This window comes from Paenibacillus glucanolyticus NBRC 15330 (assembly GCF_004000885.1).
Lineage (GTDB): Bacteria > Bacillota > Bacilli > Paenibacillales > Paenibacillaceae > Paenibacillus_AQ > Paenibacillus_AQ glucanolyticus.
This window is the reverse complement of sequence record NZ_BIMC01000010.1, coordinates 144,498-164,715: the sequence shown is the minus strand read 5'-3', so window position 1 is coordinate 164,715 and position 20,218 is coordinate 144,498. Positions and strand designations below refer to the sequence as shown.

Sequence of the window (20,218 nt, the reverse complement as noted above, 5' to 3'; positions counted from 1 at the left end):
TAAGGTATGGATTGTTTTTTTATTTTTTGATTGCAGATGTCCCTTTTTCGGCAAGAGGGGTGTTATATAACGTAAATATGGTGTACGCGGGGGTGCGGCTTCGAATTGGATTACATCGAGGAGTGTGTGAGACGCGTTAAGGCCGGTGAGGTAGATTGCTTTGAGCCTATCGTCGAAACGTATAAAAAACAGATCTACATATACTGCTGCCGAATGCTTGGCTGCAAACAGGATGCGCAGGATGCCGTCCAGGATATATTCATCAAGGCTTTCACCAAGCTTCATCTTTATGAAGCCAAGGTATCGTTCTCGTCATGGTTGTACAAAATTGCCTATCATCATTGCCTCAACCTGATTCGCAAGCGACGCGTGCGTTTACGGGTAAGTCGGCTTATGAAACCGGCAGGGCATGCTGATAGCGTGGAGCAAACGTTGGAGCGCCGATGGTTCAGCGAACCGCTGGAGTATGCTATGAGCAAGCTGTCGGTTGAAGAACGGAATTTGCTGGTGCTGCGGGTGTTTGAAGATAAACCGTTCTCAGAGATCGCTCAGATTCTGGATAAGAATCTTAGTGCAGTGAAGAAAAAATATGCACGCATGAAACAGAAAGTCATCAAATTGATGGAGGAGAAGGGGGGCACGGAGTTATGCGAGATTACGGACAGTCGGACCAAGATCGAATGCTGAGAAGTTTGGAATTGCAATCGGTAGAGGATGAGGTTGACGTAACCCCTGCCATCATGCGCCAGGTTCGTCAAATTCATCAGAAGAAACAGGGAAGGGGATTCCGTAATCGGAGGAAATACATCATGATGGCCTCACTGTCTGCCATATTGATTCTTTCGTCGATGAGTGTCTACGCCAGTCAATACTTCATACAGATCAAAAACAAGGAAGGCGAAATCATACTGACTACCATGAAGCCATGGAAATACACCGAATCGGAATATAACGCCAAACGTGAAAGGGAAACGGAAGAAGAACTGAGCAAGAGGTTAAAGCCGGGAGAACAGGCCGTGTATTATATCAAGGACAGGCACATGACTTCATCCGCCAAAAAATATCCTCTGAACTATTTTTACAAAACGATTCAGCATCCGAATTATAACGATCTGGCCAAAGAAATCAAGGAGAAGGGGGCTCCCGTGTTACAAGAACCGGAATATGTCCCGGCAGGGTACTTCTTTGACCGGGGGCAAATCCAAATTAGGAACGAACCTGTATGGGGCACGCCAGAGTATGAGAGCCTTCTGAATGAACTCAAGGAGCAGGCTGCAAAGTCTGATGAAGAACAGGGGCTGTTTTATAAAAGGGTCTCTTGGTCGAAGATTGCGTCTACGGTGATGGAATACCGAAAAGACGAAAGCCGGATTATTTTCATCGCATTTGCCCGAGAAAAGGGCTCAAAGGCGGGTGTTCCTACAGAGCAAGCTGTAAAACTAACGGTGAATGGAAAAGAAATGATCCTGTCCTCCAACTCTGTTTCCGCGAACCGTAAGTTAACATGGCTCAGCGACAATGAAGAAGTGATGTATGTGATTACGGACGACCCGAAGGATCCGCTGTCCAACGATGATTTTGCGAAAATTGCCGCCGGTCTCCTGCCGGAATAAAGAATCCCCCTGATTTTTTAACAAAATGTCCCTTTTATTCGCGGCTGGGCGTTATACGAAATGTATTTAAAAACTTAGAAGGCCTAGCCGCCGAAAGGAGCACGAATTGTACCATGATGAAAAACAAGATGAAAGTTGCCTTATTTCTCGCCGCTACGATGATGATCGGATCCGCTAATGCTTATGCAGCAAGCACAACGGTACCGCAGACCAAGATCAAGCCTGCAGCAGCCTCTTCCGTGAAATCAGAGAAGTTGACGTCTTCGCTCGATGATCAAATTTATGAGCTGACCAAAGGACTTAAGCCGGGACAGATGGTTGCATACTATGCTGCCGACAAAGAATATAATCCATTGGATCAAATTTACTTTGCAAGCAAGGGTTTTGTTTACGATACGTATTCTGATTACTTGAAGAAGGCGAAGGCCATGGACGCCCCCGCGCTGACAAAACCGAATGTATTGCCCAAGGGCTATGTCTTTCAAAATGCCGTTCTATACTTAAAGAGCCCGGAAAAAACATCCGACCTCTATAAAAAGTTAGAGAAGGAACTGAAAGCAGAGGCCGCGAAAGGAAATAAAACGTTATACACCCAAGCAATACCTGACGTGAATGAAGCAACAGCAGTTGTTCTCAATTATGAGAAAGGCAGCGTGAAATTGGATGTCATTGCAAATTATATTCATCCGGCTCCGCCAATGAACGGAACTCCTGTACCGGCTGAGAAGCCAAACGAGAAAACAGAGACCATCGTCATCAACGGAGTGGAGTGCGTGTATACAGATGACTCCAAAGGGAGAGATCATTTGGATTGGGTAGATGAGGAAAGTCAGATTCGCTACACCATCTGGGCAGAAAGCGCCAAGTCGGACGTACTCAGTTTCGCGAAGAAAATGCTGGCGGATTAAGGTTTTTTCATGACATCGGATTTCCTGCCGCTTCCAAACGCCCGTTTGCTTTATTTTTTTCTCGAGAGTCTAGTCTCTTTGAATTATTGAGCATAGGATATGGTGTTCGGAAAAATAAAGGAGGTTAGACAAATGGGTGAAGTTGCTGGATATGGAGTTGGCGGTTACGGCGGAGGTTACGGATCCGTTGGTGCAGTACTGGTTCTCTTTATTCTCTTGGTAATCATTGTATCTGCATTCGGATTCGGATTCGGCGTTTAATAATTGAATACGGAAACCCACACCGGCTGCTCGGTGTGGGTTTCTTTTGTTATTGTACGGGCTTACATAGCAAGCTGTTTTGGCTTGGCAAACTATTTGGTTCTGTTACAGGAAAACGTTTACGCACCGACGAATATGATTTCTACATGACTTGAATTAGTCAGCTTAAGCTGAAGAACGGGGGCATGCATGAAATATGACGTGATTGTGGTGGGAGCCGGTCTATCCGGTCTGGTAGCAACCGCGGAGATGGCTGAGGCCGGGAAGAAAGTGCTGCTGCTTGATCAGGAGCCGGAAAGCTTCATTGGCGGGCAGGCCTGGTGGTCTTTTGGCGGACTATTTCTCGTTGATTCACCAGAACAGCGAAGATTGGGAATCAAGGATTCCCGCGACCTTGCATGGCAGGATTGGGTTGGTTCCGCTGGCTTTGATCGGGATGAAGACGAAGATCTATGGGGTCGAAGGTGGGCGGAGGCTTATGTTCACTTTGCGGCAGGTGAGAAGCGGGCATGGCTTCACTCACTGGGCGTACGATTCTTTCCGGTTGTAGGATGGGCAGAGCGCGGGGGATATTTGGCAGAGGGACACGGCAACTCCGTTCCCCGTTTTCATATTGTGTGGGGGACCGGTCCGGGAATTGTCAAGCCTTTTGAGTTCAGGGTTCGAGAGGCTATAAGCTCAGGACTGGTTGAATATCGGCCCCGGCATCAGGTGGATGAGCTTATGACGCATGATGGAGCGGTGATGGGTGTCAAAGGCTCGGTGTTAGCCCCAAGCCCGGTGTTGCGTGGCGAAAAAAGCTCGCGGGATGTAATTGGTGAATACGAGTGTTATGCAGAGGCCGTTGTTGTATCCAGTGGAGGAATCGGGGCCAACCATGCGTTGATCAGACAATTATGGCCGTCACGGCTTGGGAAAGCACCTCAAAATATGCTCTCCGGTGTCCCGGCTTATGTTGACGGACGCATGCTGGGAATCGCCGAGCAAGCAGGTGGCCGGATGGTCAACCGGGATCGGATGTGGCATTACACGGAAGGGATCCAGAATTGGGATCCAGTCTGGCCGATGCACGGAATTCGGATCTTGCCGGGCCCTTCATCTCTCTGGCTGGATGCAAGGGGGCAGCGGTTCCCGGCACCGAATTTTCCGGGCTTTGATACACTGGGAACGCTCAAAGCGATCCAGGATACAGGATATGATTACTCCTGGTTCATCTTAACCCGAAAAGTGATTGAGAAAGAATTCGCGCTGTCCGGCTCAGAGCAGAATCCCGATTTGACGGGGAAGAGCATACGTCAAGTGTTGGGAAGAGCAGGTGCCGGTACGCCGGGTCCGGTGCAGGCCTTCCTGGATCGGGGAGAGGATTTTGTCCAAGCGGGAACGTTGCCTGAGCTTGTAAGCAAGATGAACGAGCTTACGGGTCACGGACTCATTCAATTGGCAGATATGGAGAGACAGGTTCTTGCGCGAGATCGGGAGATGGACAACAAATTCACAAAGGATTTGCAGATTACAGCCCTGCGGGGAGCAAGGAACTACATAGGGGATCGTCTGATCCGCGTTGCCAAGCCTCACAAATTTCTGGATCCTGCCAACGGTCCGTTGATTGCGGTGCGTCTGAACATTCTAAGCCGCAAAACCTTAGGCGGACTGCAAACGGATTTATCCGGTCGAGTGTTGAACGCCTCCGGCAAGCCTGTGCCAGGGCTTTATGCGGTCGGAGAAGCGGCGGGATTCGGAGGGGGAGGCTTGCACGGATACCGGGCGCTGGAGGGAACTTTCCTCGGAGGCTGTCTCTTTACGGGCAGACAGGCCGGAAGATCGATTGCGAGGTTGTGATTCGCTCGGATGATGAAGAACAAGAGGATGGATGCAGTTGATGCAAACAGCATGCCGTATTCCGAAGATTGTTCATCTGATTTTTAATAAAGCTGTTTGTTCCCTTGAATTGTGATCCAATTGCTTATACATGAACTTGAACCAGCACAGTTTCATCGATGCCGAAATCTGGTGAATCGGGGGATGAACTTAGAGAGTAAGGCCATCATAGCAGGCATGAATCCTGGGAGGGTATTCGTTGATGACGTGGATCATCCACGGTCAGGCATGATATGGCAGGGTAATTTAGACGGTTTTCATTTTGTCGGGGATTCCGGAAATCCGGCATTCAATTACGAAATTCGGGCTTTTATCGATACCATCATTACACCCCAAGCCGTAGAACTCGGTGTCGAGTGGTTTGAATGTCTCGGTGACCATTTGAGCTGGTATCGGGTTTTTCAAGAAGAGCTTTTTGCGGATCGTCAGCTGGCGGAGACTGGAATCAATATGTGTATAATCTGAATCCTGCGGACTTTCGTTCCATTCGTAGACCTGAGCTCGGTGCGGACTATGAGGTTCAGCAAGTGACTATGGAATTGCTCCGGAATCATCCAATGCAGCATCTTGAGATGATTGAGGCAACCATCGGGGAGTTTTGGCAGAGCCAGGAAGATTTTTTGGAAAACGGCCTGGGTTTCTGTGTACTTTATCATGGGCAGGTCGTAAGCTTGTGTATGACCGGTTTCAGATATCGGAATATACACGCCCTTGATATCAAGACCATGGAATCACATCGAGGGAACAAGCTTGCACAATGCGCGGTTTATGCTATGGTAGAGCATTGTTTGAGACATGGTTTCATCCCTTATTGGGATTGCTCGGAAGGGAACTTGCCTTCAAACGGGATTGCACGTCGCATCGGTTTTCAAATAGAATTTGCTTATAAGGGATATGAATTCAACCTGGTTCCATCATGATTACTTAACTAAAGGAGAAATGGGATGACACAAGAATCTTCATCTTCCGAAGCAGGAAATAAGCGAACACCAACGATTCAACGTTATGTGGGTTCTCCGAAGCTGCAGGAGCAGCTATATAAAAAGACACTTATTGTTGTTATTCTATCGCAAATATTCGGTGGTGCAGGGCTTGCGGCAGGCTTAACCGTCGGTGCCCTGCTGGCACAGGATATGCTGAAGACGGACAGCTACGCAGGAATCCCCGTTGCTCTCATTACGGTCGGCTCGGCACTGGGAGCGTGGTTTGTCGGACGTCTAACCCAGCGATGGGGCAGGGGGCCGGCCTTGGCTAGCGGCTTCATCGCCGGCGGTGTTGCAGCTATCGGCATCATTATCGCGGCTGTTCATCAGAATATTTATCTGTTGTTCGCTTCGCTGCTGATTTATGGAGCAGGTACCGCTACGAATATGCAGGCCCGCTATGCAGGGACTGACCTGGCCAAACCTTCACAGCGAGCTGCTGCAGTTAGTATGGCGATGGTATCGACCACCTTCGGCGCCGTTGCAGGTCCCAATCTGGTCGGCGTCATGGGCAGAGTTGCGGAATCTATCGGTGTCCCTGCATTGGCAGGGCCGTTTATTCTTGCTGCGGGAGCCTTTATTCTTGCAGGTTTGATTCTTCTGTTATTCCTGCGTCCGGACCCGTATGGAATTGCCCAAGCGATAGAAGAGGCGAACATCCGTAACGTCGCTGATTCTTCGAATGAAGCTGTGAACAGATCCGAGCGAAATACACGGGGGATCTTGGTTGGAGCCTGTGTGATGATACTGACACAAGTGGTGATGGTCTCCATTATGACCATGACGCCCGTTCATATGAAACATCACGGCCATGATTTGAATGCCGTCGGGTTAGTGATTGGAATCCATATCGGGGCAATGTATCTGCCCTCGCTGTTCACGGGTTTCCTCGTGGACAAAATCGGCCGGATTGTCATGTCGGTCACTGCCGGAATCGTGATGTTATGTTCGGGGATTCTCGCAGCAATAGCTCCTGCGGAATCCATGGCACTCATCATAACGGCACTTGCCCTGCTTGGTCTAGGCTGGAACCTTGGCTTTATTAGCGGTACAGCAATGCTCATCGATGCAACGCCTGCTTCTACCCGTGCCAAGACACAAGGAACGGTGGATGTCTTGATTGCCTTAGCCGGAGCTTCCGGTGGAGCTTTATCCGGCATGGTGGTAGCGAGCACCAGCTATGGGACGCTCTCGATAGCAGGAGGATTGCTTGCGCTCGTGCTGATACCTGTATGTTTAAGCTCGATCAAAGCTCGCAAGGCTGCATCATCCCATAACGCGGCATCATAATAGAAACAGCCTCCTATCGCAGTCGATAGGAGGCTGTTTGGCAATGAATTTATGGCAGAATATTGCCTGCTGCACGGTAAATGGCATACCATTCTTCACGGGTCAATGTCACATCGCCGGCTTTAATGCAGTCCTTCAAACGGTTGATGTTCATTGTACCGATAATGGGCTGCATATGTGCAGGATGGCGGAGCAGCCATGCAATGGCAATCGTTGTGTTGCTTACGCTGTATTTTTCCGCAATTTCATCGATCTTCTGATTAAGCTCAGGGAATTTGTCGCTTCCAAGGAATACACCTTCAAAGAAACCATATTGGAAAGGCGACCAAGGCTGAATCGTTATATCATGAAGTCTGCAGAACTCGAGAATGCTGCCATCGCGGTTTACAGCAGCATCATTCTCCATATTGACGTTGATACCGCTTTGAATCATGGTGGTGTTCGTGATGCTGAGCTGCAGCTGGTTCGCCACGAGCGGCTGCTTCACGGCTTTTTTCAGTAACTGAATTTGCATCGGGTTCTGGTTGGATACACCAAAATGGCGCACTTTGCCGGAGCTTTCGAGTTTGTCAAAGGCTTCGGCAACCTCTTCGGGCTCAACGAGTGTATCCGGACGGTGAAGGAGAAGCACATCAAGATAATCGGTCTTCAGTCTCTTCAAAATTCCATCCACGGAGTCCAGGATATGCTCCTTGGAGAAATCGAACATGCCCTGACGAATCCCGCATTTGGATTGAAGAATGATCTTCTCGCGGATCTCTGCGTTCATATGTATGGCATCTGCAAAAATCTCTTCGCAAGCACCGCTGCCATAGATATCGGCATGATCGAAGAAGTTGGCTCCTTCCTCCAGCGCGCTTTGCACGAAGCGCTCGGCTTCTGCTTTTTCCAATGAATTTATTCGCATGCAACCAACGGCTACAACAGGTACTTCGAGTGAACTGCTTCCAAGCTTAATCGTTTTCATGATGAAATGCCTCCCATTCCTAATCGGTTTGAATATGCTTACACTGCTTATTGTGACATGCATTGCGTGAAGTGTTCAAGCTTTATTTCAGTGAGTACTGAGTTTGCGGCCAGATATGCAGGATTTCCTTCCATGCTCCCGAATTACATAGTTATTGTCAGAGGGAAACCAAATTCAGGAGGTAGAGGACAGTGGCAGCAGAAGTGACCAGGGTGTACAAAGAACATGTTCCATCAGCACGCTTGATCGGCAAACGGTATGGCGATGAGGACCGAGATGCAGCAGGAAGCTTTGCGGGGCGATGGGCGGAGTGGTTCGTCAATGGCTGGTTCGAAGAAATCGGAAAGCTCGGGGCGCTGCCGGAATCCGAAGGCTCTTCTTACGGTCTTATGCGTATGAACGGGGATCGGTTTGAGTATTGGATCGGCATGCTCTTCCCGACCAACACGGCGGCTCCTGACGGGTACCAGTACGAGGATCTGGCAGAAGGCGATGTAGGCGTGTGCTGGTTATACGGCAATGCAGATAACGGAGAGCTGTACGGCATGGACCCTCATAACGTATGCATGGCCAAAATCGCGGAACAAGGCTGGCAGCAGGGGGCGAATGCATGGTTCTTCGAGCGTTATCATCATCCCCGCTTCACGACACCCGATGAGAAGGGGAATGTGGTATTGGACTATGGTGTTTACTTGAAATAAGGGAAGAAACCCTTGTCCAGAAAAATCACTTGTATTGCGGATCTTTATTGTCTATAATAGACGCTGTGGGTCTATAATTGTCGAACCCAGCATGGCAAGATTGAGAAACAAGCAAGAAGTGGTGACTTCTTGCACTCTAATTATGGATATTAAGAATCCAGAAAGGTGGCGTTACTAGATGAGTGAACCCATGTATGATGCAGTTATTATTGGAGGCGGACCAGCCGGATTAAGCGCGGCATTAGTATTGGGAAGAGCAAGAAAACAAGTGGTAGTGATTGATGAAGGCAGGCCGCGAAACAAGGTTACTCGTGAGACGCATGGTTTTTTGACCCGGGACGGTATTAGTCCAAGCGAGTTTCGGAGAATTGCCAAGGAACAGATTAGCGTTTATCCTTCGATCCGGTTTGTAGAGGATACGGCTGCAGCAGTTACTGGGGTTGACGGTGATTTTCAGATTACAACGGGACAGGGAACGATATACCGCAGTAAAAAGCTGCTCTTCGCCGTTGGCAAAAAAGATTCCCCACTCGACATCAACGGGTTGGCTGACGTATATGGAAAAAGCGCATTTGTCTGCCCCTATTGTGATGGCTGGGAGCTGCGAGATCAGCCGCTGGTCGTGATTTCCAATGGTGCGGGAGCCTTTCACTTTGCCAAATTGATCGCAGGATGGAGCGAACGATATACAATTTGCACCAACGGTCCCGATGAATGGACGGAAGAGCAGCGTGAAGAGCTTAAGCAGCATAACATTCCCGTATTCAACGCCCCGATCGAGTCTATTGAATCGAGCGACGGAATGGTGGAGCAGGTTGTGCTGGAGGACGGAACCCGCATCCCTTGCACAGGCATCTTCTTTGCGCCGAAGCTGGTGTCCGGCTCGGATCTCCCTGCATCCATCGGCTGCGAATTCAATGAAGCCGGAAGCATCGTTGTTGATGCATATGGTAAAACCAGCGTGCCTGGTGTCTATAGTGCCGGAGATGCAGCAACGGAGATGTACCAGGCCATTGCAGCTGCCTCGTCGGGCTCGATAGCCGCCGCTGGCCTGAACGGAGAGCTGCTTGCGGAGCGCTGGAATCGATAGAATTTGAACATACTGAAGCAGGCTTGGGCAGGAATCCAAGCCTGCTTTTTTCATCCCAGAGGGGATTTTTTAATTATAAATGATTCTTACACTCCGGATTACGGCCGCTTCGGAGTAAGATGGAACTATCAAGCAAAAGGAAGGGTGTTATCGATGAGAAAAACAAAGGACGTCATCATGAATCACATTTGGAGGGGCATGAATAAGTAACCCTCCACTATAATGGAGGAGATGTATTTGAATTCTCGAACCAAGAAATTTTTGTCCTACTATAAACCCTATCTGGGGTTATTGTGTGTTGATTTGGCATGCGCCTTTGTTGTCTCAGCCATAACATTGATGCTTCCACTGTGTATAAGATACATCACCATCAACGTGTTAGAAGGAAATTCGCCCCATCCGCTGAGCCAAATCTATACGGTGGGGGCTGTCATGCTGGCCATGGTTATCATCCATACCTTGTGCGATATGTTCATTTCCTATAAAGGGCATATGATGGGGGCTTATATGGAGAGTGACATGAGAAGGGAACTGTTTGACCATTTTCAGAAGTTGTCGTTTAGCTTTTACGACGAGAACAAAACAGGACAGCTCATGACCCGCACTACCAATGACATTCTGTCGCTTACGGAACTGTACCATCATGGACCTGAAGATATCGTGATCTCCATTCTGAAGTTCCTTGGGGCATTCATCATTCTAATGTATATTGATGTGAAGCTTACCCTGATCGTATTTCTTTTTCTACCGTTCATGGCTGTGTTTGCTTTTTATTTCAACAAGAAGATGAATATTGCGCTGCGTGTAAGCAAGGATCGTATCGGTGATATCAATGAACAGGTGGAGGATTCCTTATCCGGCATCCGCGTGGTGAAGTCGTTTACGAATGAACCTGTGGAGAAGAAGAAGTTTGCTTATGCGAACGGGCGTTTTGTCGACAGCCGAAGGGAAGGATACAAGAGTGAAACGTACTTTCATGAAGGGTTGGTCGGTTTTACCCAACTCATTACGATTGCTGTCATTGTGTTTGGTGGAGCAGCGATTGTTGATGCCAAGCTAGCGCTTGCCGATTTGCTGACTTTTTTCCTCTGTATCGGCATCCTGATCGAGCCGATCCAGAGACTGGTTAACTTCGCAAGGCTGTATCAGGAGGGAATCACCGGATTTGACCGGTTTATGGAGATTCTGGAGGTGGAGCCGGATATTGAGGATTCCGTTAATGCCGCGGAGATTACGCAAGTTCGGGGGCGTGTGACGTTTCAGGACGTCAGCTTCAAGTACAAAGAGGACTATGGGTACGTGCTGAATCATGTGTCCCTAGATATCGAAGCCGGGGAATACGTTGCATTAGTAGGCCCCTCGGGAGTCGGGAAAACGACGTTATGTTCCTTAATTCCCCGTTTCTATGAAGTGAATGAAGGCCGTATCTTACTGGACGGACGAGATATCCGGGATATCACGCAGCGTTCATTAAGGAAGCATATCGGCATGGTCCAGCAGGATGTGTACTTGTTTGCCGGGTCCGTTTCCGATAATATCCGTTATGGCAGCATGGAGGCCGGCATGGATGAGATCATCGAAGCGGCGAAAAAAGCGAATGCCCATGATTTTATCATGGCATTGCCTGACGGGTATCATACGGATATCGGACAGCGCGGCGTTAAATTGTCCGGCGGACAGAAGCAGCGGCTGAGCATCGCCCGCGTGTTCTTGAAGAACCCGCCGATCCTTATCTTTGATGAAGCGACCAGTTCTCTGGATAATGAAAGCGAGAGAGCGGTTCAGGATTCACTGGAACGACTGAGTGATAACCGAACAACGCTTGTGATCGCACATCGCTTGTCAACTGTCCGGAATGCACAGCGAATTGTGGTATTGTCCCAGAATGGAATTGAAGAGGTGGGCACGCATGAAGAGTTAATAGCCCGCAAGGGCGTTTATGCGAGTTTGTCTCATATGCAATTAACCATCTAGGCATGAAAAAAAGGCGATTTGTGAACGGTCAGCACCGTTTGCAAATCGCCTTTTAGGTTTTTCGGGTCTATAATCTTTTGGTTCCTATACCCGGAAACGAATTATCCTTGAAATGTTTTTCCAGGTTGTTGGTCTTCCACTTCTTTAATTGCATTATCCTCATCCTGTACTTCTTGTTTCGATGAACCAAACCATCCGATGACGGCAATCAGAACAAGAACAATATAGAACGATGCTTTCCAAATCGAGCTCTCTGGGAAGTGATGATCGATGAGGGCGACATCAGGGTGGGCAAGGGTGATGACAGCCAGCTTGACTCCGACCCAGCCTACAATGAGAAATGCTGCAACTTCAAGTCCCGGGCGCTGCTGAAGCAGCTTGACGAAGTAGGAGGCAGCAAAACGCATAATGATCAAACCGATAAATCCGCCCAGGAAGATGACGATGAATTGACCTCCGTCCAGACCTCCGATATTCGGTAGTCCGCTTGCCGGCAATGCTACAGCCAGTGCGACAGCTGCGAGGATTGAATCGACGGCAAACGCGATATCTGCCACTTCAACCTTGAATACAGTCATCCAGAATCCGGATTGTTTCTTAGGCTTGTCCGGCTTCGGCTTAGCATCTTCTGTCGGTTTCTTACCTTTGATAAAGTGCTTCAGGGTGTGATTGATCGAGATGTAGAGAAGATAAAGTGCGCCGATGGCCTGTACCTGCCATACGTCTACCAGGAACGAGATTAAGAACAGCGATCCTATACGGAATACAAAAGCTCCGAGCAATCCGTAAAACAATGCTTTCTTACGCTGGTCTTCTGGCAAGTGTTTTACCATAATGGCAAGGACAAGCGCATTATCTGCCGCCAGCAATCCTTCCAGTGCGATGAGTACTAACAGTACCCACCCATACTCCAATAAAAGCTCCATGCAACTTCCTCCTTGTTGTAGTATTGAAGGCATAAAAAGACCTCCACCGGCAGGTGAAGGTCTCTAATAATAAAGAGACCTTCACCACAGTGTGTGTGGTAAAGGTCTCGCAAACAACGTAAAGTTGCCAACAAAGCCGGGGAATTATCCCGTAATGACGACTCTGCTGTGACAGCTACTCCCCTTTAATCACGTTCCTGCATAACTGATATCGTCATCAGTTAAGCCGTGATATAAAGATATAGATTTTTGCGTAAGAAGTCAAGGTTTTTTTGCTATTCTATCATGATTGCAGCATAAATCAAGAGAAGGTCCTTGCTTAAGCAGCAGTGTTCTCTTTCTTAATACGGGGTCTGTTCCTCATGTTGGAACGCTTCAACGTGTTCACTTCAACACTTGCTAAGACAACACTAAGAAACACAAGCGCTGCGCCAAAGTACTGAACGGAGTTCATGATCTCATGGGCAAACCAGAATCCGAACATGGCTGCGAACACAGGCTCCAATGAGAATACGAGTCCGGTTCGTGTAGCGGTTGTGTACTTCTGGGCGATAGTCTGGAGGATAAAGCCTAAGGCGCTGCAGACCACACTGAGCACAAGGATAGCGATCCATCCATTGGTCGAGCTTGGCAATACCGGAGTTTCCAAGATAAGCGACATGACAAACGCATACAAGCCGGTAAATCCGAGCTGCAGAATGCCAAGGCTAAGTGTATCGACCTTCTGTGCGGCCGAGCTTACCACATTGATGTGAAGGGCATAACATAATGCCGCCGCTATGCAGAACAGGTCTCCTATTTTAAACGTAAAAGGAAGCTGTATCGTCAGGAGGGCAATACCTGTTAAAGCCAACAGGATACTGGCGATCAGTTTCTTCTCTATTTTCTTCTTAAATAGGAACGTATGTATTAAGGGTACAAACACTACCGTTAAGCTGATCAGGAATCCAGCATTGGATGTTGTCGTTGTCTTCAAGCCAAAGGTAAGCGCTGTGAACATAATAAACAAGATAGAGCCCAGAAGCATGGCATAACGAATGGTCCTCAAGTTAACCTGGCGCAAGCGGGGGTAAAAAATGGCTGCTGCAAGTATAAAGGCCAATCCAAATCGCAGGGCAATCAAGTTAAATTCTCCTAGTGTATCCAGTCCCATTTTCATAAAAAGATAGGACGAGCCCCAACAAATGGTGATAAACAAAATCATAAGATCGGCCTTCAGCGGTTTCAAGTCTATTTCCTCCTTCTAATGATTGAACAGAATCAGTATACTCACGTACAATAGACAAGTAAAACGAATGTTTCTTATGATAAACATGAGTAAATCTAATGGAATATCCATCTGGAGGAATCCCCCTTGAGCATGAATAAATTTAAAGTATTGATGAAGGTCGTCGAGCTGGGAAGCCTGACAAAAGCCGCCGAAGCGATGGGATTTACGCAGTCCGGTGTCAGTCATATGATCAACAGTCTGGAGGATGAGTTTGGTTTCACGCTGTTGATTCGCAGCCGTTCTGGAACGAAGCTGACGACCAATGGCGAGGAGATTGTAAAGACGATACGGGAAATATTGAAGTGGAATGAGCATCTGGATCAAAAAGTGGCCTCCATTCATGGAATCGAACTGGGTACCATTCATATAGGAACCTTCACAAGTGTTGCTGTGCACTGGCTGCCGAGTATTATTAAGGATTTTCAACAGGATTATCCCCATATCGAGATTCGTTTGGCAGAAGGGGACTATCGGGAGATTGAGGATTGGATCGCAGAGGGCAGGATTGACTGCGGCTTTCTCTCGCTTCCAACGTGGGATGTATTCGATGCGATGCCGCTGCATCAAGATCCGATGCTGGTGCTGCTGCCCATGGAGCACCCTCTTAGCTCACAGGCCTCGATTCGTTTATCTCAGATTGAGAATGAGCCGTTTATCATGCCCAGCAAAGGCTCCGACGATGATGTGAATCGCGTATTGGAGAGAGCCTCAACGAAGCCGGATATTAAATATACCGTTGGAGATGATTATGCCATTATGGCCATGGTGGAGAAGGGGCTTGGCATCAGTATTCTTCCGGAACTGGTCCTGCGCGGGCAACGACGCAATATACGCCTAGTTGAGCTGCAGGAGCCCTATTTTCGCTCACTGGGGATTGCGGTTAGCTCTATGAGAGAAATGTCCCCGGCTACGAAACGATTCTTAAATTATGTTAAGAATTATCCAAAGCTGTAGCTGTGCTGTCATGCAGAATATGCCCAAAATAGGCTCTAATCCGGCAGGCCCCGTCCATCATATGATGGCGGGTTCATTTTATTGTGACGGATGAATCTATGATCATGCAGCTCATGAATATAAAGTCGTGTCACAAAATAGCAAGTTGGGATTGTTATATAGGTAAACAAAGAAGGAGGTGAGCTCGCTTGCAGCCAACCATCCCCGGGGAAGCGGAAGGAAAACGGAACGCCATTGAAGCGGTCATAGAACAGATCCAAGCAGGAGATAAACAATCCTATCATGCGATCATTATCCAGTTTGAACGGCAGATGTACACATACTGCTACTATATTCTGAAGAATCATGCGGAGACTGAGGATGCCGTACAGGAAATTTTCATTCGTGCCTATGAACATCTTCATCAGTACAAGAGGCAAGTATCCTTCTCTGCATGGCTGTACAAAATGGCCTATCATCATCTAATCAATATCAAGAAGAAGCAGAGCCGTTTTCTCAACCTGATCGAGCATTGTAAAGAGCAGCAGCCGGTTATGCAAATATCTCAGCACGAGTCGGTTGTGTACGAGCTGTTGACTTACCTTACAGCCGAAGAGCGCCATATCTTGCTATTGAAGGCAGTAGAACAGTATACCTTCGAGGAAATAAGCGAGATTATGGGACTCAAATCAGCAACGGTACGGAAGAAGTATGAACGCTTACGCCATAAACTGATGGACCGAATAAGCCAAAAAGGAGCGGTGGCACATGAGACAGTTGCCGGAACAAACGGAATTCGCTGAGATGGATGCAATTGAACAAATGGTTCGTGAATCCAATTTTCCGAAGCAGAGTATGAGTTATCAAATTATGAATCAGATTGGAGATCGTGACATGACAAGAGTATCAACCAAACAAAAACCGAATGTATTAAGAAAGACATTACTCGTTGCATCTGTTACAGCTGTACTAGGGGGGACCGTGATTGGCACGGGGTTCGTATCGCCGGCGATGGCGGCAACCCTTAAGCAAATTCCTATGATTGGCCTGCTTTTTGAAGGAACGAGCCATGAGGCTGTCGATGCAGCTATACAACAAGGGATCATATCGGAGCCTAACCTGAGTGTTACTCACGAGGGTGTAACATTGAAGGTAGCTGACTTACTGTATGATGGCACCCGTCTATCCTTTATTCTGGAGCGTGATGGGGTAGATCTGCCGAATACAGCTTCGCCGTACTTAGATGAGGGTGCAAAGATCATTGGAAATCCCGATAGCGATTATATCAAGTCGAGGCAGGTTGCTAAGGAAGATCAGATGAAAGGATACATTGAAACACCCAAAATTCTGGTCAACGGACAGGAAGTGAAATCGGGCGAAGGAGTCTTCGGAGACCACCCGAGACTGGAGAATACGTATGTCGTTGAGCTTACTAAGGATCTGCAGCTGCCGGATCAGTTTGAGTTGACCATTCAGACCCGTGTTACCCGGGTAGACGAGAGCTTTGACTTCACAATTCCTGTGAGTGTCACTAATAAATCTGTTGTCCTGAAGCCGAATGTTTCGAAATCAGATGGGCAGTTCAGTTATACCGTCAAGCAGCTGGATATGTCCCCCGTGTCGACTCGCCTGGTGCTGGACAGTAAGGGCGCCGTGCCGGCATCTTCACAGCAGAAGGGCAATTACAGTGCAAGCATGGTCTATTATGAGCTGGTAGATGACCAAGGCAACGTTCTGACTCCTAGAAAATTCGATTACTTTAACAGCAAACCACTAACCGAGTACCACATCGATCAGCTGTTCAGCCCGGTTAAGGGAACTCCTAAATCCATTACCATCAAGCCGTTTACGCTCACCGTAAACAACAAGGACTGGAGCGTTATCGGCCAAGGAGAGAACAGCTATGGCGATAAAACCTATCTGAAAGATTTGGAAATGACAATTCCTCTTAAGCCATAACAACAAAAAGCGAGGCCCGATAAATCTCCGGGCCTCGCTTTTTACTTCAGGATTAAAGATTAACGCAACGTTTTCAGTGCTCCGCTCCAAGCAAGCACTTGATCCAGCATACCGTTAAGGTTTACAAGATGCAGATCAGCTGGCTTAAAGGCCATTTCAGGTGTAAATGGATTTTCGAAATCAGTGAAGAGGGACAGAGCAGGGTGAACGCGAACATCCGCTACAGACAGCTCGCCCAGGATTCCACGCAAATGTTCGGCAGCACGAGCGCCACCAACAGATCCATAACTTACGATACCTGCAGCCTTGTCGTTCCATGCCTCGCGAGCGTAATCGAGCGCATTTTTCAAAGAGGCTGAAATACTGTGATTATATTCTTGGACGATAAATACGAAGCCGTCCAAGCTGGCAAGTTTCGTATTCCAAGCCGTTGCTTGTTCAGTAGCATCCTCTTCGCCCAACAAAGGAAGTTTGTAGTCAGCGATATCCACGATCTCATAATTGGCGTCTCCACGCTGATCCGCGATGTTTTTTACCCACTCACCCACTTGTGGACTTAAACGTCCTTGACGAGTACTACCTAGAATAATACCGATATTTAATTTTGACAATGATCTTACCTCCCGAATTGTTCTTGATTTATTTTTTCGTGATGTGTTTGCTTTTTTGCATGAGCTAATAATAATCTTAGTCGGTTAACTTTGTCAAGTAGCTTACAAAAAGTTTGTTCGAAAAATGATTACTTTAGCTGTCATGAGTATCTTGAAGTAATTCACGATGCTATATTAGTATTATAGAGAATAAGTTTTAAACATATCCACATTATGGATATCATTGCATTTTATTTCTACGAAGTTTAGGAGTGGGCCCATGGTAATAAAAGTCGATGATCTTACAGGATCCGCAATTATCCAATTGGTGAGTGAACATCTGCAGGGAATGACAGAGCATTCCCCGCCGGAAAGCATACATGCTCTGAATCTTGAGGAATTGAAGCAGCCGGAAATTACGTTCTGGAGCCTGTGGGAGCACGATGAATTAATGGGCTGCGGAGCACTTAAAGAGCTTGACGGTACACATGGCGAAGTCAAATCCATGCGGACGTCAACCTCCCATTTGCGAAAGGGCGTTGCCAGACGACTCCTTGAGCACATCATAGAAGAGGCGGAGCGCCGCGGTTATAAGAGGATCAGTTTGGAAACGGGGTCCATGGATGCATTTGAACCGGCAAGAAGGCTTTATGCCAGCTTCGGATTTCAATATGGCGAGCCTTTCTCGGATTATACAGAAGACCCGAACAGTGTGTTTATGACCAAAGAATTGCAAGGCAGGTAGACTGCTAACCAGATTACATAAAATATAATCGGTTGAGGTGAAGCTGTGATGGAACTTAGACAATTGAGATCTGACGAATTTGAAATCAGTGCGAAATTATCCGAATATGCTTTTCAATATACGCTGACGCCTGAGCAAAGAGAGTCCTCTCTGAAGCATTTTAAGCCTGAACGATTCTGGGGGATCTTTGATGGGGAAGAACTGCAAGCGAAGCTGACCATCATTCCGCTGCAGGTTTATATGCAAGGGAAGATTCTTGATATGGGCGGTATTGCCGGTGTGGCTACATGGCCGGAGAACCGCAGACAGGGACATGTATCTACATTGCTCAAGCATGCATTGCAGGAGATGAAGAACAACGGCCAGACTCTGTCCTTCCTGCATCCGTTCTCAATCCCGTTTTATCGTAAATTCGGATGGGAACTTTTCGCAGAGTATAAGAAGTATGTCATCCCGGCAGCTAAATTCCCGCGCAAAGCGGAGATGCCGGGCCGGATTGTCAGAGGCGTAGACGATATCCCTACGCTGGATGGCATATATCAAGCCTATGTCAGCCGATATCACGGTACCCTTGTGCGCGATGAAGGTTGGTGGAAAAGGTTCGTCCTGCAGGGTGATGGACACAGCGTTGTGTATTACTCTGCCGAAGGCAAGCCGACGGGATATGCGTTATATGAGTTAAAAGATAAAGAACTTGTGTGTGACGAGTTTGTTTACCTGAATGAAGAAGCGCGAACCGCGTTATGGACTTTTTTTGCCAACCATGATTCCAGGATTGAACAAGTCAACATGGTGATGGTGCCCATGGATGATCAGCTGCCGTTCATGCTGCCAGATCCGCGGATCACGCAGGAGATTATCCCTTACTTCATGGCGCGTATCGTGGATTTGAAATCCTTCGTGGAGCAGTACGCTTTCGAAGCGCAAGCTCATCATGCAGCTGAGTTGACCGTGGAGGTGGAAGATCCTGCAGCACCTTGGAATGCGGGTCTGTGGAAGCTGTCGGTCAATGAAGAGGGGAGAGCGAAGCTGTTGGAGCTTCCTTCAGATTACGAGGGTCCGGTTGATCTCTCCACTGATATTCAGAGTCTGTCTGCACTCTTTATGGGATACAAAAGGCCACAGGCTTTACATGCCATCCATCGGCTAACTGGAAACCCAGCAGCAGCAGCCCAATTGGAATCGATGATTCCTGCAGGGCAAACCTACCTCCTGGACTTCTTTTGAGACAGGGAGACGACTCAATGATTCGCAGACTTTTCTCTGAAGAACTGGAAATTATCCTGGCATCTATAAATAGAGAACAGCATTTTTTGTATTATTCTTACCTTACGTTCCGGAAAAAGCATACGGTTCATTACGGGCATTACTCGGAACATGGGGAGCTGCTGGGAGTGGCAGCCTTTCTGAAAGGACTGCCTTTCTATGCCTTTTCGGTTTATCCAGTACAGAAATCCTTCCGGCCTCAGCCAGTGTTGGCCCTAATGAAGCAAGAATTGGGTATACCCGACGGTGCAGTTGGAAGTTTTATTGTGAGTAAGGACGGATGGGCGTTTCTTGGCTTAAAGGTGGATGTTAAGAAACCTCCTAAGGGAATTTGGTTGATGAAACACCTGCATCCCGGAGATTTGCCGGCACAGGACGAGGATGTGTTTCGTTTAGGGCCGTCATATTTCGAGCAGATCGAGTCGATAATGACAGAGCTGGGTGCAATGGCTTTTGCAAGAGAGGAATTGCAGAATCCTTTTTATGGCGTAGTACATGATCAGGAGCTGATCGCGGTTGGCGGGTACCATATCTACAGCGAGGATTATGTTGAACTGGGGAATATAGGAACGGAACCTGCGTGGAGAAGGCAAGGATACGGGAAAAAGGTGTCTGCAGCCTTGACCCGCGCAGGGAGAGCAGTCACCTCAGACGTGTACCTGAATGTTCTGGAGGACAACTTAAACGCGGTGCGGCTATATCAGTCACTGGGATATGAAACCATTTGTGAGCAGTACCTTGTCGAATTCGCTTTGTAACGGGATGGATATAGAGTCATGGATGTGCGAGAAAGTCGCTGGATGCAGCGGCTTTTTTTTCATTTAGAGTTAGGGCTCCATTTAGGATGAATTTCATTTTTTTCGC

At 47.8% G+C, this 20,218-nt stretch carries 21 protein-coding genes; 17 read left to right on the top strand and 4 right to left on the bottom strand.

Features of this window, described 5'->3' with window-relative positions:
- Positions 1-126 precede the first annotated feature (126 nt).
- From PGL02S_RS16180 to PGL02S_RS16150, 8 genes are all read left to right on the top strand, one after another.
- The gene (locus PGL02S_RS16180) at positions 127-687 is read left to right on the top strand and encodes an RNA polymerase sigma factor (RefSeq protein WP_370511103.1); all 561 of its coding nucleotides are present in this window, start codon (positions 127-129) and stop codon (positions 685-687) included.
- Positions 648-1,613 (top strand): hypothetical protein, encoded by a 966-nt coding sequence (locus tag PGL02S_RS16175; RefSeq protein ID WP_235187325.1) that lies wholly within the window; start codon positions 648-650, stop codon positions 1,611-1,613. The genes PGL02S_RS16180 and PGL02S_RS16175 overlap by 40 nt, the downstream gene beginning before the upstream one ends.
- Positions 1,614-1,726: 113 nt before the next feature.
- On the top strand, positions 1,727-2,521 hold the full coding sequence (locus PGL02S_RS16170) for a hypothetical protein (RefSeq protein WP_036638288.1): 795 nt from the start codon (positions 1,727-1,729) through the stop codon (positions 2,519-2,521).
- A 132-nt stretch (positions 2,522-2,653) separates the two neighbouring features.
- Positions 2,654-2,782: a hypothetical protein gene (locus PGL02S_RS28525; RefSeq protein ID WP_006209929.1), complete on the top strand. Its 129-nt coding sequence runs from the start codon at positions 2,654-2,656 to the stop codon at positions 2,780-2,782.
- A gap of 189 nt (positions 2,783-2,971) precedes the next feature.
- On the top strand, positions 2,972-4,621 hold the full coding sequence (locus PGL02S_RS16165; RefSeq protein WP_036638286.1) for an FAD-binding dehydrogenase: 1,650 nt from the start codon (positions 2,972-2,974) through the stop codon (positions 4,619-4,621).
- Between the two features lie 183 nt (positions 4,622-4,804).
- A complete protein-coding gene (locus PGL02S_RS16160) occupies positions 4,805-5,125 on the top strand; it encodes a GNAT family N-acetyltransferase (RefSeq protein ID WP_051449130.1) in 321 nt (106 codons plus the stop codon).
- A complete protein-coding gene (locus tag PGL02S_RS16155; protein WP_051449129.1) occupies positions 5,113-5,580 on the top strand; it encodes a GNAT family N-acetyltransferase in 468 nt (155 codons plus the stop codon). The genes PGL02S_RS16160 and PGL02S_RS16155 overlap by 13 nt, the downstream gene beginning before the upstream one ends.
- Before the next feature lie 24 nt (positions 5,581-5,604).
- Entirely contained in the window at positions 5,605-6,933 is a 1,329-nt protein-coding gene (locus tag PGL02S_RS16150) for an MFS transporter (RefSeq protein WP_036638284.1), read from the top strand.
- A 49-nt stretch (positions 6,934-6,982) separates the two neighbouring features.
- Here the strand turns inward: PGL02S_RS16150 and PGL02S_RS16145 are convergent, their stop codons facing one another.
- Complete coding sequence (locus tag PGL02S_RS16145) at positions 6,983-7,900, bottom strand: aldo/keto reductase (protein ID WP_036638282.1); 918 nt, start codon at positions 7,898-7,900, stop codon at positions 6,983-6,985.
- A 191-nt stretch (positions 7,901-8,091) separates the two neighbouring features.
- On the opposite strand from PGL02S_RS16145, the gene PGL02S_RS16140 reads away from it, so the two are divergent.
- The 3 genes from PGL02S_RS16140 (at position 8,092) to PGL02S_RS16130 (ending at position 11,665) form a co-directional block, all read left to right on the top strand.
- Positions 8,092-8,601 (top strand): hypothetical protein, encoded by a 510-nt coding sequence (locus tag PGL02S_RS16140; RefSeq protein ID WP_036638279.1) that lies wholly within the window; start codon positions 8,092-8,094, stop codon positions 8,599-8,601.
- Between the two features lie 178 nt (positions 8,602-8,779).
- Complete coding sequence (locus tag PGL02S_RS16135) at positions 8,780-9,691, top strand: NAD(P)/FAD-dependent oxidoreductase (RefSeq protein ID WP_036638276.1); 912 nt, start codon at positions 8,780-8,782, stop codon at positions 9,689-9,691.
- Between the two features lie 237 nt (positions 9,692-9,928).
- Positions 9,929-11,665, top strand: a complete 1,737-nt coding sequence (locus PGL02S_RS16130; RefSeq protein ID WP_036638365.1) for an ABC transporter ATP-binding protein — start codon at positions 9,929-9,931, stop codon at positions 11,663-11,665.
- Positions 11,666-11,766: 101 nt separating this feature from the next.
- On the opposite strand, the gene PGL02S_RS16125 is transcribed toward PGL02S_RS16130, so the two are convergent.
- Together PGL02S_RS16125 and PGL02S_RS16120 are read right to left on the bottom strand one after the other, a co-directional pair.
- Positions 11,767-12,591, bottom strand: coding sequence for a TerC family protein (locus tag PGL02S_RS16125; RefSeq protein ID WP_006209941.1), 825 nt, complete (start codon positions 12,589-12,591; stop codon positions 11,767-11,769).
- Positions 12,592-12,910: 319 nt separating this feature from the next.
- Entirely contained in the window at positions 12,911-13,819 is a 909-nt protein-coding gene (locus PGL02S_RS16120) for a DMT family transporter (RefSeq protein WP_036638274.1), read from the bottom strand.
- A gap of 126 nt (positions 13,820-13,945) precedes the next feature.
- Here PGL02S_RS16120 and PGL02S_RS16115 point away from each other — a divergent pair, with 126 nt between their 5' ends.
- From PGL02S_RS16115 to PGL02S_RS16105, 3 genes are all read left to right on the top strand, one after another.
- Positions 13,946-14,815, top strand: a complete 870-nt coding sequence (locus tag PGL02S_RS16115; protein ID WP_036638272.1) for a LysR family transcriptional regulator — start codon at positions 13,946-13,948, stop codon at positions 14,813-14,815.
- Between the two features lie 188 nt (positions 14,816-15,003).
- Entirely contained in the window at positions 15,004-15,597 is a 594-nt protein-coding gene (locus PGL02S_RS16110; protein WP_006209946.1) for an RNA polymerase sigma factor, read from the top strand.
- Positions 15,563-16,753, top strand: a complete 1,191-nt coding sequence (locus tag PGL02S_RS16105; RefSeq protein WP_036638268.1) for a DUF4179 domain-containing protein — start codon at positions 15,563-15,565, stop codon at positions 16,751-16,753. Before PGL02S_RS16110 ends, PGL02S_RS16105 begins: the two co-directional genes overlap by 35 nt.
- 59 nt (positions 16,754-16,812) lie before the next feature.
- Here the strand turns inward: PGL02S_RS16105 and PGL02S_RS16100 are convergent, their stop codons facing one another.
- A complete protein-coding gene (locus PGL02S_RS16100) occupies positions 16,813-17,364 on the bottom strand; it encodes an NADPH-dependent FMN reductase (RefSeq protein ID WP_036638265.1) in 552 nt (183 codons plus the stop codon).
- A 259-nt stretch (positions 17,365-17,623) separates the two neighbouring features.
- Here PGL02S_RS16100 and PGL02S_RS16095 point away from each other — a divergent pair, with 259 nt between their 5' ends.
- From PGL02S_RS16095 to PGL02S_RS16085, 3 genes are read left to right on the top strand one after another with little or no spacing between them, the layout of a single operon-like run.
- Entirely contained in the window at positions 17,624-18,088 is a 465-nt protein-coding gene (locus PGL02S_RS16095) for a GNAT family N-acetyltransferase (RefSeq protein ID WP_006209949.1), read from the top strand.
- 48 nt (positions 18,089-18,136) lie between these two features.
- Entirely contained in the window at positions 18,137-19,315 is a 1,179-nt protein-coding gene (locus PGL02S_RS16090) for a GNAT family N-acetyltransferase (protein WP_036638263.1), read from the top strand.
- Between the two features lie 17 nt (positions 19,316-19,332).
- Positions 19,333-20,112 (top strand): GNAT family N-acetyltransferase, encoded by a 780-nt coding sequence (locus PGL02S_RS16085; RefSeq protein ID WP_036638261.1) that lies wholly within the window; start codon positions 19,333-19,335, stop codon positions 20,110-20,112.
- Positions 20,113-20,218 lie beyond the last annotated feature (106 nt).

Coding starts and splice junctions, on each gene's coding strand:
- PGL02S_RS16125 (WP_006209941.1), bottom strand. CDS start 12,591: ATGGAGCTTTTATTGGAGTATGGGTGGGTACTGTTAGTACTCATCGCA.
- PGL02S_RS16135 (WP_036638276.1), top strand. CDS start 8,780: ATGAGTGAACCCATGTATGATGCAGTTATTATTGGAGGCGGACCAGCC.
- PGL02S_RS16165 (WP_036638286.1), top strand. CDS start 2,972: ATGAAATATGACGTGATTGTGGTGGGAGCCGGTCTATCCGGTCTGGTA.
- PGL02S_RS16175 (WP_235187325.1), top strand. CDS start 648: ATGCGAGATTACGGACAGTCGGACCAAGATCGAATGCTGAGAAGTTTG.
- PGL02S_RS16145 (WP_036638282.1), bottom strand. CDS start 7,900: ATGAAAACGATTAAGCTTGGAAGCAGTTCACTCGAAGTACCTGTTGTA.
- PGL02S_RS16105 (WP_036638268.1), top strand. CDS start 15,563: ATGAGACAGTTGCCGGAACAAACGGAATTCGCTGAGATGGATGCAATT.
- PGL02S_RS16150 (WP_036638284.1), top strand. CDS start 5,605: ATGACACAAGAATCTTCATCTTCCGAAGCAGGAAATAAGCGAACACCA.
- PGL02S_RS16085 (WP_036638261.1), top strand. CDS start 19,333: ATGATTCGCAGACTTTTCTCTGAAGAACTGGAAATTATCCTGGCATCT.
- PGL02S_RS28525 (WP_006209929.1), top strand. CDS start 2,654: ATGGGTGAAGTTGCTGGATATGGAGTTGGCGGTTACGGCGGAGGTTAC.
- PGL02S_RS16095 (WP_006209949.1), top strand. CDS start 17,624: ATGGTAATAAAAGTCGATGATCTTACAGGATCCGCAATTATCCAATTG.
- PGL02S_RS16160 (WP_051449130.1), top strand. CDS start 4,805: ATGAACTTAGAGAGTAAGGCCATCATAGCAGGCATGAATCCTGGGAGG.
- PGL02S_RS16170 (WP_036638288.1), top strand. CDS start 1,727: ATGATGAAAAACAAGATGAAAGTTGCCTTATTTCTCGCCGCTACGATG.
- PGL02S_RS16090 (WP_036638263.1), top strand. CDS start 18,137: ATGGAACTTAGACAATTGAGATCTGACGAATTTGAAATCAGTGCGAAA.